This window comes from uncultured Zoogloea sp. (assembly GCF_937894855.1).
Taxonomy (GTDB): Bacteria; Pseudomonadota; Gammaproteobacteria; order Burkholderiales; family Rhodocyclaceae; genus Zoogloea; species Zoogloea oryzae.
Genome location: NZ_CALAYQ010000190.1, coordinates 25,157 through 37,260 on the forward strand (window position 1 = coordinate 25,157; position 12,104 = coordinate 37,260).

Consider the following 12,104-nt stretch of genomic DNA (forward strand, 5'->3'; position numbering starts at 1 on the left):
CGACGGGCCGCCCCGAGGGAGGCGGCGCCCCCTTGGGGGGGTGAGACAGGGAATGCGCGGCACCCTGTGCCGCGCCTGCCGAACGGGTCAGCTGTGCAAAGCTGACCCTCCGCGAACAACGTGAGCGTGGGGGTCATCATCATCTCCTCAGCGGACCTTGATCGACGCCATTTCCTGCCCGTCCGGCGACAGCACATGGGTGGAGCAGGCCATGCACGGGTCGAAGGAATGCAGGGTGCGCAGGATTTCCAGCGGCTCGTCGGCCTTGGCCACCGGTGTGTCCATCAGCGAGGCCTCGAAGGCGCCGATCTGGCCCTTCGCGTCCCGCGGACCGCCGTTCCAGGTGGTGGGCACCACCGCCTGGTAGTTGTCGATGCGGGTGTCCTTGATGCGGATCCAGTGGCCCAGCGCGCCACGCGGCGCCTCGGTGAAGCCCACGCCCTTGGCGTCCTTCGGCCAGGTGGACGGGTCCCACTTTTCGATGTTGGCGGTGGAGAGATCGCCGGCCTTGAGGTTGGCCATCAGCTTGTCGAAGAAGTAGCGCGACTTGTGCGCCGCCCACGAAGCCTCCAGGCCCCGCGCAGCGGTGCGGCCTAGGGTCGAGAAGATCGCCTTGAGGGGCAGGCCGAGATCCTTCAGCAGCTTGTCCACCGGCTCCTTGAACTCGGGGTTGTTCTGGGCGTAGCCGATGACGTAGCGCGACAGGGGGCCGACCTCCATCGCGTGGCCGCGCCAGCGGGGCGCCTTGATCCACGAATACTTGCCGGCTTCGTCCAGGTTCTCGATCTTGGTCTTGGTGCCCTTGGTGGCCTTGCCCAGCTCGAAGTTGGGTTCGGTGACGCCGTCCCACGGGTGCAGACCCTTGGTCTCGTCGGCGTACTTGTACCAGCTATGGGCCACGTGCTCCTGCACCTGCTCGGGGTCGCGCAGGTCAACCTCGTGCACCTTGGTGAGGTCGCCGTTGATGATGGCGCCGCGGGGCAGCAGCAGGTTCTTGGCGGAGTAGTCGTTGGCCACGTCCGGGATGTCGCCGTACGACAGCACGCACTGGCTCGACAGGCCGCCGCCGTAGGTCCAGTCCTTGTAAAAACTGGCGATGGCGACGAGATCCGGCACGTACACCATATCGATGAACTCGATGCAGCGGTCGATGATCGAGGAGATCAGGTTGAGCCGCTCCATGTTGATCGCGCCGACCGCGCCCGCACCTTCCATGTTGATCGCGCAGGGCACGCCGCCCACCAGCCAGTTCGGGTGCGGGTTCTTGCCACCGAAGATGGTGTGGATCTTGACGATCTCCTTCTGGAAGTCGAGCGCCTCCAGGTAGTGCGTCACCGCCATCAGGTTGGCTTCCGGCGGCAGCCGATAGGCCGGGTTGCCCCAGTAGCCGTTCATGAAGGGGCCGAGCTGGCCGGATTCGACGAACTTCTTCAGACGGTTCTGCACGTCGCGGAAGTAGCCCGGCGACGACAGCGGCCAGCTGGAGATGCTCTGGGCGAGTTCGGAGGTCTTCTTGGGATCAGCCTTCAGGGCCGACACCACGTCCACCCAGTCCAGCGCGTGCAGGTGGTAGAAGTGCACCAGGTGATCGTGAATCTGGAGCGCCAGCTGCATCAGGTTGCGGATGATGTTGGCGTTCTCGGGGATCTTGATGTTGAGGGCGTCTTCCACCGCGCGCACCGAGGTGAGCGCGTGGGTGCCGGTGCACACGCCGCAGACTCGCTCGGTGAAAGCCCACGCGTCGCGCGGGTCGCGGCCCTTCAGGATCACCTCCAGCCCGCGCCACATGGTGCCGGTGGAGACCGCGTTGCGGATCACATTATGTTCGTCGATGTTCACCTCGACGCGCAGATGGCCCTCGATCCGGCACACCGGATCGACCACCACGCGCTTGCCCGAGTTGTCGAGCTTGAAGCCCTGGGTTTCCAGCACCGTCATCATTTGTCTCCCGAATTCTTGTCGTCATGCTGCGAGCGGGCCCGCGCCAGCGCCGTCACCGCCGCGTGGGCAGCCACTGCCGCGCCCACCGCGCCGGCAGCCGTCGCGCCGATCTTGTCGGCATTGGACTCGACACCGAACTGATGGATGTCGGTCACCCGGTCGTAAAAGCTGCCCTTGTCCCAGAAGCCGTCTTCCGAGCTGCCGATGCAGCCGTGGCCGGATTGCACCGGCCAGCTCACGCCGCCGTTCCAGCGCATCGACGAGCAGGCGTTGTAAGTGGTCGGGCCCTTGCAGCCCATCTTGTAGAGGCAGTAGCCCTTGCGCGCGGCTTCGTCGTCCCAGTTCTCGACGAACTGGCCGGCGTCGAAGTGCGGGCGGCGGTAGCACTTGTCGTGGATGCGCTGACCGTAGAACATCTTCGGCCGTCCCTGGCGGTCAAGCTCGGGGATGCGGTCGAAGGTCAGCATGTAGGTGACGACACCGGTCATCACCTCGGCGATCGGCGGGCAGCCGGGCACGCGGACGATCGGCTTGTTGGTGATGACCTGATGCACCGGGGTCGCCCGGGTCGGGTTCGGCTTGGCGGCCTGCACGCAGCCGTAGGACGCGCAGGCGCCCCAGCTGATGATCGCCTTGGCGTCGGCGCAGGTTTCCTTCAGCACCTCAACAAACGGCCGGCCGCCGTGGATGCAGAACATGCCGTCCTCGTTGAGGGGCGGATTGCCCTCGACGGCCACGATGTAGTTGCCCTTGTACTTCTTCTTCACCTCTTCGATGATCGCCTCGGCCTGGTGGCCGGCGGCGGCCATCAGGGTGTCGTCGTAGTCGAGGGACAGCATCGACAACACCACGTCCTTGGTGAGCGGGTGCGCCGAGCGGATGAAGGATTCGGAACAGCAGGTGCATTCCAGCCCGTGCAGCCAGATCACCGGCGTGCGCGGCTTGGTCTCCAGCGCGTGGGCGATCTTCGGCACAAAGGCACTCCCCAGCCCCAGCGACGTGGCCGTCAGGCTGCAGAACTTCATGAAGCTGCGCCGGGTAATCCCCTGCCGGCGCAGCACCTCGTAAAATGTTTCGGTCATGGACGTCAGCCCTCCCCTCCTGGAACATCACGCCCGGATATCTTCTGATCTGCCGCGACGAAACCGGGCCGACAAGGTCGCGCAGCCTTGGGAGGAATTAACAAGAACCATGCCCAAACTGGCCGCGCGCCAAAAACCAGCCTGAGCAATGCCTTAGCGAATCCTGCCGGCGGTGACAAAAGCCCTTCCGGCAATACCGACAAGCCGATGACCAGCCAATCGGAAACCCACTAACCAGCCCTTCGACCCCAGATGACCACCGTCACCATCCACGCCGTCGATTTCGACGACCCGCGACAGACCGCCGATTTCCTGCTCCTCCTCGACCACTACATGCGCGGCCCCACCGGCAGCGGCAAGCCCATGGACGACGAGCTGCGCGCCCGCCTGCCGGACGCCCTGCGCGGCCGGCCGACGGTGCTGTGCCACATTGCCTACGTGAGTGATGAATCAGGAAGAACGCAGCCCGCCGGCCTGATCAACTGCGTCGAGGGATTTTCCACCTTCGCCGGCAAGCCGCTGCTCAACATCCACGACATCGTGGTGCACGAAGATTTCCGCCGACGCGGGATCGCCCGCGCCCTCCTCGCCCACGCCGAGACGGTCGCCCGGGAACGGGGCTGCTGCAAGCTGACGCTGGAGGTGCTGGAAGGCAACCGCGGCGCGCACCGGGCCTATCTGGAGTTCGGCTTTCAGGCCTACCAGCTCGACCCGGCGATGGGCGCCGCGATGTTCATGGAAAAGAAACTGGGCTGAGCCCGGCGGGCGGAAACGCCCTCAGAAGGCGACCCACTCTTCGAGCAGGCGGTATTCGCTGCCCCGCAGCCCCTGCTTGAAGCGGCCGTAGCCGTCAGACGACGAGTAGCCGCCCAGATCGAAGCGTTCGCAGCTGCGGACCTGCATCGCCAGCGCGGCGTTCCACATCAGGAAGTTGCCGGCCTTCTTCTGGCGCGCTTCGGGGCCGAACCAGCCGACGAAATACTCGGCGCTCCGGGCAAAGCGGAACACGATCATCCCGGCCAGAGGCTGGCCGTCGTGCAGCGCCCGGCACACGAAGACATCCTCCGGCGCCCGCTCCCGCAGCGCCCGCAGGAAGTCCGGCGACGTGCCGGCAAAGCCCTTGTCGCGCATGTTTTCCTGGTGACGGGCGAGCATCCAGTCGAAGGCGCAGGGCTTGTCGGAGATTTCAAACTCGAGCCCGCCCCGTTCGGCGCCGTTGAGCTGGGTGCGCCACGTGGAGGCGAGCCGCTTGCGCAAGGTGGCGGCGTCCTGGGTTAGATCCAGCACCGCCGAGCACCAGCCCGCCGTACCGCGAGCAATGAAACCAGCCTCCCGCAGCCACTGGCGATGCTCGTCCGATTCGGTGAGCCCCGGCGCCAGCACCAGCACGCCGCGCCGGCCGAAGCGCCAGCGCTTGCGCAGCGCCGCGTACACGGCGCGTACCTCCGCCTCCTGGGGCCGGAGCGCGAGGAACTGCGGCCCACGGTTGATCCGTGCCGCCACCGGCAGCCCCAGCAGACGCTTCACCAGCACCTGGCAGATCGCCACCGGCTGGCCGGCCTGCTCGAAGACCAGCCGCTCCACCTGCCAGCCGCCCGCCGCCTTGGCTTCGCCGTAGCCCCAGGCCTGGACGATCGCCGGCGCGGGCAGGCGCGCGAACAGCCGCTCCCATTCGTCGCGCCCCTCGACAGCACGGATCTGGCAGTCGTTCACGGACGCAAGCGGCAGCGACGCCAAGGAAAAATCGCAAGAACCATGCTTCATGGGGGATGGATTCGGGAAGTGGGCGGAGTCTACCTTCACATTTCACTGGCGCCCACAAAGCGTTTCACAACTCGACACAATCCTTTGGGATTTCGCACCCCATCAGGGCGAAATGCACACCGCCAAAAAGCAGAAAGCCCGGCACGGGGCCGGGCTTTCCTTGCAGCGCAGATCGAACCGATCAGCGCTGGACTTGCGTGACGTCGCGGACAGCACCGGTGTCGGCGCTGGTGGTGAGGGCCGCGTAGGCCTGCAGCGCGGCAGACACCACACGCTCCCGGCTCACCGGCTTCCAGCCACGGGCATCCTGGGCAGCCCGGCGGGCAGCCAGCACGTCGTCGGTCACCGCCAGATGGATGCGGCGGTTCGGGATGTCGATCTCGATCCGGTCGCCTTCTTCCACCAGGCCGATGGCACCGCCACAGGCGGCTTCCGGCGAGGCGTGGCCGATGGAAAGGCCGGAGGTGCCGCCCGAGAAGCGGCCGTCGGTGAGCAGCGCGCAGGATTTGCCCAGGCCCTTCGACTTGAGATAGCTGGTCGGGTAGAGCATCTCCTGCATGCCCGGGCCGCCCTTCGGGCCTTCGTAGCGGATCACCACCACGTCGCCGGCCACGATCTGGTCGGCGAGAATGCCGGCCACGGCGTCTTCCTGGCTTTCGAACACGCGGGCGCGACCGGTGAAGGTCCAGATGGACTCATCCACACCGGCAGTCTTCACGATGCAGCCCTTCTCGGCGATGTTGCCGTACAGCACGGCGAGGCCGCCGTCCTGGCTGAAGGCGTGGGCCTTGTCGCGGATCACACCGTGGCTGCGGTCGAGGTCGAGCTCGTTCCAGCGACGATCCTGGCTGAACGCCACCTGCGTGGGCACGCCGCCCGGCGCCGCCTTGAAGAAGTTGAACACGCCGGCATCGTGGGCCTTCATCACATCCCAGGTGGACAGCGCTTCGGCCATGGTCTTGCTGTGGACGGTGGGCAGATCGGTGTGGAGCAGGCCGGCGCGGCTGAGCTCGCCGAGGATGCCCATGATGCCGCCGGCGCGATGCACGTCTTCGATGTGCACGTCGGCCACCGCCGGCGCCACCTTGCACAGGCAGGGCACCTTGCGGGAGATGCGATCGATGTCCTTCATCGTGAAATCGACGCCAGCTTCCTTGGCCGCGGCCAGCAGGTGCAGCACGGTGTTGGTGGAGCCGCCCATGGCCACGTCGAGACTGATGGCGTTCTCGAAGGCCTTGAAGGAGGCGATGGAACGCGGCAGCACCGAAGCGTCGTCCTGCTCGTAGTAACGGCGGGCGAGGTCGACGATGCGGCGGCCGGCTTCCTTGAACAGGCGCTCGCGGTCGGCGTGGGTGGCGACCACCGTGCCGTTGCCCGGCAGGGACAGGCCCAGGGCTTCGGTCAGGCAGTTCATGGAGTTGGCGGTGAACATGCCGGAGCACGAGCCGCAGGTCGGGCAGGCGGAGCGCTCGACGGCGTCCACTTCCTCATCGGAGCAGCTGCTGTCGGCGGCCTTGACCATCGCGTCGACGAGGTCGAGCGAGATCACCTTGGCTTCCCACTTCACCTTGCCGGCTTCCATCGGGCCGCCGGAGACGAAGATGGCGGGGATGTTGAGGCGCAGCGCGGCCATCAGCATGCCCGGGGTGATCTTGTCGCAGTTGGAGATGCACACCAGCGCGTCGGCGGTGTGGGCGTTGGCCATGTACTCGACGCTGTCGGCGATGAGATCGCGGGACGGCAGCGAGTACAGCATGCCACCGTGACCCATGGCGATGCCGTCATCGATGGCGATGGTGTTGAATTCCTTGGCAACGCCGCCGGCGGCCTCGATCTCGCGCGCGACCAGCTGGCCCAGATCCTTCAGGTGCACATGGCCCGGGACGAACTGGGTGAAGCTGTTGACCACGGCGATGATCGGCTTTTCGAAATCGCCGTCCTTCATGCCGGTGGCGCGCCACAGGGCGCGGGCGCCGGCCATGTTGCGACCGGCGGTGGAGGTGCGGGAACGATACTGGGGCATCTCGGGAAACTCCGTCTTCAACTAATGGGGTGCTGCCAATCTTCCATTCTAGCGCGTTGAGCCGGTTCCGCCGCCCTGCTTTGTATCAATAACGTGCAGCCTCTCCGCCCACCGCCGGCAGGCCGCCGCTGCGGGACATCATCCAGATCACCCACAACAGGATCAGCGACGCCGGATAGGCGAAATAGCGCTCGGTATAGATCGGCAACAGCACGAGGTGCGCCACCACGAAGGCCGCCGGCACCAGCAGGAGCAGGTACAGCGCGGCCAGGTCGGCGTCGCACCCGCCAGCACGCTTCAGCGATCCGAACAGCGCCTTGCGGTGGATGATCGCCAGGCAGGCCGCCACGAAATAGATCACCACATGCGGGCTGCGGGCGACCGTCTTGAGCATCCGCCCGTAGGCCGCGAGGTAGTCGGCGGGATTGGTGGAGACGACCAGCTTTGCCGGATACGGATCGAGGCCGATCAGCGTGAAGTGGAACACCGTGAGGTAGCTGTAGCCCGCGTTGAGCTTGTTGTTGAGCACATAGGCCGCCACCGCAGCCACCAGCCCGGCCACCGCGACGAGGCGACGCCCCTGCAGGAACATCACGCCCATCAGCAGCGCCGAGAACAGCACGAAATCCGTGCGCACCAGCGGCAGCGCCACTGCAAACAGGCAGGCCCACGGGCTGCGTCGCAGCGCCAGCAGGGTCGCCGCCAGGGTAAAGGCGCAGGCCATCGCATCGGGCGTCGACAGCTGGGCGAGCTCGCCATAGTTGGCGAGGAACACCACTCCCGGAATCACCCACAGCGACACCCCGACCGACGCGGCGATCAGCCCCAGCAGCAGCACCGACACGGCCTGGAAGAAGGCCGCGATGAGATAGGACGAGCGAGCGTAATCCACGCCGGCCTTGTGGGCGAGCTCCATCAGCCAGACATAGCCCTGACGGATCGTATAGAAGGGCAGTTGCTGCTCCAGCGAAACCGGATCGCTGCGCACCGTGCCACCGTAGGGGCCGTTGAGCAGCGCCGACAGGCGTGCGGGGCCGATCTCGGCGCTCACGTCCGCGTAGGTGCGCTGCGCCAGCGCCTCGCCCCGCAGCCCCTGCTTGTAGTGGGCGGTCGCCACGTAGCCGACGATGTCGAAGTTATGGGCCGGCCGCAGGGCTCCGACGAGAAAGATGGCAATCGCCGTCGCCAGCACGACCAGGTAGCGCAGGAGCATGGGTTCCCTTGAATCAGGTTCTGACGACCATCTCCGGGTAAAGCCGGAGGCAGTGCATCCAAGCGTTCAATTGTGGCGAATTGTCACGTCCGCGCAAGCATGTCGGCCGCTCGGGGCGTGATGTTTTCCCGCTCACCCGGCATTTGTCATTCGCCCATGACAAAAAGGCCGGATCGATCCGGCCTTCTTGCGGGGCTGAGGCGGCGCCGACGGATCAGACCCGGAAGCGGGACACCGTCTGCTGGAGCTGGCTGGCCAGGGTTTCCATGTCGCGGGCGGCGCGAGCCGTGGATTCGACCGCGGAGTCATTTTCGCGGGCCGTGGCGGTGATGGCGTCGATGCTCTCGACGACGGCCTCGCTGGCCCGGCGCTGGTTCTCGGTGGCAACCGCGATCTCGTCGAGCCCACGCCCGACGGCAACCACGGATTCGTTGGCCGACTCGATGGCAGCGGAGACGGTGCCGACCGCTTCCCGGCTTGAGGCCAGGTGATCGAGCCCGGCGTGGATGGCATCGCGCACGGCCACCGACTGACGGGAGATCTGCGACGTGACGGCGTCGATCTCACCCGCCGAGCGGGCAGACTTTTCGGCCAGCTTGCGCACCTCGTCGGCCACCACGGCAAAGCCGCGGCCCTGTTCGCCGGCCCGGGCGGCCTCGATGGCCGCATTGAGCGCGAGCAGATTGGTCTGGTCGGCGATCTCCCGCACCTCGCGGGTCATGGTGGTGATCACGGTGGTGGACTGGACGAACTGCTCCACCGAATCTGCCATCTGGCGAACGGCGTCTTCGGCGTGATTCACCTCGGCGACGAGGGACTCCAAAGTCTTGCTGCCCTCCCCGGCCCGACGCAGGCTCTCCTGGGAGCGCTGATGAACCTGCTCGGCGCTGGTAGTGACATCCAGGATATTGCCTGTCATCCGCGACACGGCCTCACTCGCCTGATCCGACTGGTCATGCTGCCGGCGCGACCCGTCGATCACGCGGGCCGCGCCAGCGGCCAGCTCGTGGGACGATCCGATCACCCGCCCTGCCGCCTCACTGACCTGTCGAACCAGCTGGGCGATGGTCCCCAGCATCTCGTTGAAGGTGGAAGCCGTCTGGCCGATTTCGTCGCTCCCGGACACCTTGAGACGGCGGGTCAGGTCACCCTCGCCCTTGGCGATCTCGGCGAGACTGCGGTTCATCTCGTTGAGTGGCGTGACCACGAAACGATGCACGAAGAAGCCCACAAAGGCGATCAGCGGCAGGGAGACCAAAGCCGCTGCGACGATGCGCTGCCACATGAAACGCTCGACCGCCGCATTCACCTTGTCGAGGGACACCTTCATGCTGACAAGGCCGAGCACCGTCCCCGCCGGCACCTGATGGCAGGCGATGCAGTTCTTGCCGAGGTAGTTCTCGGACGCGAGGGCCGGCTTGACCACCCGCAGGTATTCGCCAGCCTGGGCATCGCGTTCGACCTTGACGAACGGCTGGCGGGTGGCCAGCGCCGCTTCCTCATCGCGATCCAGCGCAGGCTGGCCACGCGATCCCGCACCAAACTGGCGGGTGACGGCCTCGCCACGAACCACCTGTAACTCGCGGATCACGCTCAGCTGCTTGATCTGGTCGAGAAAGACCTCCCGCTGGCCGACCGTGCCGGTGATCATCATCCCGGTGAGCCCGGCCATCGTCATCTCGTGGATCGAGTTGGCGAAATCCTGAGCCTGATCGATGGCGGTTTCGCGATTGACCCGGGTCTCCCAGGCGATCATGCCACCCCAGGCGATGACCAGCATGAGCCAGATGGCTCCGGTCAGTCGCAACCAGATTGGCGTATCCGACAGCTTGCGCATTTGCAGATCCCTTCCCTCGAACGGACACAGCGGGTGTCCATCCCCTTGATGGGCGGGTCTACGGCGGCCGGGTGACAAGCTTTAAGCCGATACGCGATTTTTCGCGCTGGCTACGCCTGACGTGTCGGTTTGGGTGCGGCGGGACGGGTGTTGAGACGCTGAGTCGCGGCGTTCCAGTCGGCCTTGGCCATCAGCGGCCAGGCGGCGAGTGCGCGATCGAGGGATTCGTCGATGAGTTCGGACTCCTCGCGCCGGGGCGGCTTGAGGACGAAGTTGACCACTTCGTTGCGGTCGCCCGGATGGCCGATGCCAACCCGCAGGCGCCAGAAATCCTGGGTGCCCATGTGGGCGGTGATGTCCTTGAGGCCGTTGTGGCCGCCGAGGCCGCCGCCAAACTTGAGGCGCAACTGACCCGGAGGAATGTCGAGCTCGTCGTGGACGACGAGGATCTCGGCCGGATTGATCCGGTAAAAGCGGGCAAGCGCCGCGACCGACTGACCGGAACGGTTCATGAAGGTCTGGGGCATCAGCAGCCACACGCCGTCGTTGCGGGCGTTGGCGGCGAGGCCGTGGAAGCGCGCTTCCTTGCTGAATGAGACGCCCAGCTCGCGGGCCAGGCGCTCACAAAACCAAAACCCGGCGTTATGCCGGGTTTCAGCGTACTCCGCGCCGGGGTTGCCAAGGCCGACGATGAGCTTCGGTGCAAGCTGGCTCATGGCGTCAGTGGCCCTGCAACCCCGAGGGTCGATCAGGCAGCCGGGGTTTCCTCGGCGGCATCGTCGCCACCGCGGATCGCCAGGATGGTGGCCACGACCGGGTCTTCACCGTGGGTCAGGGCCTTCACGCCTTCCGGCAGCGTCAGACCGGACACGTGGATGGAGGCGCCGCTCTTCAGGTCCTTCAGGTCCACTTCGATGAATTCCGGCAGAGCGCCCGGCAGGCACTCGACGGTCAGTTCGGTGTACGGGTGGGAGACCATGCCGCCTTCAAGCTTGACGCCCGGAGCGATGTCAGCGTTGATGAAGTGCAGCGGCACCTTCACGTGGATCTTGTGGGTGGCGTCGACACGCTGGAAGTCCAGGTGCAGCACTTGCTGCTTGTACGGGTGCCACTGGGTGTCCTTCAGGATCACGGACTGCACGGCGCCGTCCAAGTTCATGGACAGGACGGACGAGTGGAAAGCCTCGTTGCGCAGGGCGTGGTAGATCTCGTTGTGGTCAACGGAGATCTGGATCGGCTCACCGGAACCGAAGACGATGGCGGGGACGCTGCCGGCACGACGCAGGCGGCGGCTCGCACTCGAACCCTGCACTTCGCGCTTCTTGGCGTTGAATTGAATGGTCATTACAACTACTCCAGGTTGGATCGCCCGTCCGCGACCAGACGGGCGTGGAAAAAAGCCGGCGGGCTTGCGCCCACCGGCTCGAATGCTTGCGGCTTACTCGTTGAAGAGCGAGCTGACGGATTCTTCGTTGCTGATCCGCAGGATGGTGTCGGCCAGCAGTTCGCCGATCGACACAGTGCGGATGCGCTTGCAGGCGCGGGCCTCGTCGGACAGCGGGATGGTGTCGGTGACAACCAGCTCGTCGAGATCCGATTCGTTGATGCGGCTGATCGCCGGACCGGACAACACGGCGTGGGTGGCGTAGGCCATCACGCGCTTGGCGCCGTTTTCCTTGAGGGCCTGCGCGGCCTTGCAGAGGGTGCCGGCGGTATCGACGATGTCGTCCATGATCACGCAGGTGCGGCCTTCGACTTCACCGATGATGTTCATCACCTCGGAGACGTTGGCCTTCGGACGGCGCTTGTCGATGATCGCCAGATCGCATTCGAGACGCTTGGCGAAGGCCCGCGCGCGGACCACACCACCGACGTCCGGCGACACGACCAGCAGGTCTTCGATCCGCTGCTTTTCGAGATCGTCGAGCAGGACCGGCGCGGCGTAGATGTTGTCGACCGGGATATCGAAGAAACCCTGGATCTGGTCGGCGTGGAGATCGACGGTCAGCACGCGCTGCACACCGGCGGCCTGCAGCATGTTGGCCACGACCTTGGCGGTGATGGGCACACGGGCCGAACGGGGACGGCGGTCCTGACGGGCGTAGCCGAAGTAGGGAATCGCTGCGGTGATGCGGCCGGCCGAAGCCCGCTTGAGCGCATCCACCATGATCAGCAATTCCATGATGTTGTCGTTGGTGGGAACGCAGGTCGGCTGAAGGACGAAGACGTCCTTGCCACGCACGT

Annotated in this window: 10 protein-coding genes; 1 reads left to right on the top strand and 9 read right to left on the bottom strand. The window is 65.8% G+C overall.

Annotated elements, in window-relative coordinates; all coding sequences use genetic code 11:
* Positions 1–147: 147 nt before the first annotated feature.
* Together Q0672_RS20640 and Q0672_RS20645 are read right to left on the bottom strand one after the other, a co-directional pair.
* A complete protein-coding gene (locus Q0672_RS20640; protein WP_298625334.1) occupies positions 148–1,938 on the bottom strand; it encodes a nickel-dependent hydrogenase large subunit in 1,791 nt (596 codons plus the stop codon).
* The gene (locus tag Q0672_RS20645; protein ID WP_298625339.1) at positions 1,938–3,023 is read right to left on the bottom strand and encodes a hydrogenase small subunit; all 1,086 of its coding nucleotides are present in this window, start codon (positions 3,021–3,023) and stop codon (positions 1,938–1,940) included. Before Q0672_RS20645 ends, Q0672_RS20640 begins: the two co-directional genes overlap by 1 nt.
* 252 nt (positions 3,024–3,275) lie before the next feature.
* Here Q0672_RS20645 and Q0672_RS20650 point away from each other — a divergent pair, with 252 nt between their 5' ends.
* The gene (locus Q0672_RS20650; protein ID WP_298625342.1) at positions 3,276–3,779 is read left to right on the top strand and encodes a GNAT family N-acetyltransferase; all 504 of its coding nucleotides are present in this window, start codon (positions 3,276–3,278) and stop codon (positions 3,777–3,779) included.
* Positions 3,780–3,800: 21 nt separating this feature from the next.
* Here Q0672_RS20650 and Q0672_RS20655 read toward each other — a convergent pair whose 3' ends face one another.
* The 7 genes from Q0672_RS20655 to Q0672_RS20685 form a co-directional block, all read right to left on the bottom strand.
* Positions 3,801–4,736 carry a GNAT family N-acetyltransferase gene (locus Q0672_RS20655; protein ID WP_298625345.1) on the bottom strand — a complete coding sequence of 312 codons (936 nt, stop codon included), beginning with the start codon at positions 4,734–4,736 and terminating at the stop codon, positions 3,801–3,803.
* Between the two features lie 232 nt (positions 4,737–4,968).
* Positions 4,969–6,810, bottom strand: coding sequence for a dihydroxy-acid dehydratase (gene ilvD / locus Q0672_RS20660; protein ID WP_298625348.1), 1,842 nt, complete (start codon positions 6,808–6,810; stop codon positions 4,969–4,971).
* An 85-nt stretch (positions 6,811–6,895) separates the two neighbouring features.
* Positions 6,896–8,023: a hypothetical protein gene (locus Q0672_RS20665; RefSeq protein ID WP_298625351.1), complete on the bottom strand. Its 1,128-nt coding sequence runs from the start codon at positions 8,021–8,023 to the stop codon at positions 6,896–6,898.
* 214 nt (positions 8,024–8,237) lie between these two features.
* Positions 8,238–9,860: a methyl-accepting chemotaxis protein gene (locus Q0672_RS20670; protein WP_298625353.1), complete on the bottom strand. Its 1,623-nt coding sequence runs from the start codon at positions 9,858–9,860 to the stop codon at positions 8,238–8,240.
* 110 nt (positions 9,861–9,970) lie between these two features.
* Positions 9,971–10,576, bottom strand: a complete 606-nt coding sequence (gene pth / locus Q0672_RS20675) for an aminoacyl-tRNA hydrolase (protein WP_153162114.1) — start codon at positions 10,574–10,576, stop codon at positions 9,971–9,973.
* Positions 10,577–10,608: 32 nt separating this feature from the next.
* Positions 10,609–11,205 carry a 50S ribosomal protein L25/general stress protein Ctc gene (locus tag Q0672_RS20680; RefSeq protein WP_153162113.1) on the bottom strand — a complete coding sequence of 199 codons (597 nt, stop codon included), beginning with the start codon at positions 11,203–11,205 and terminating at the stop codon, positions 10,609–10,611.
* Positions 11,206–11,298: 93 nt separating this feature from the next.
* Positions 11,299–12,104, bottom strand: an 806-nt coding sequence (locus tag Q0672_RS20685; protein ID WP_298625361.1) for a ribose-phosphate pyrophosphokinase, incomplete at its 5' end; no start/stop codon positions are given.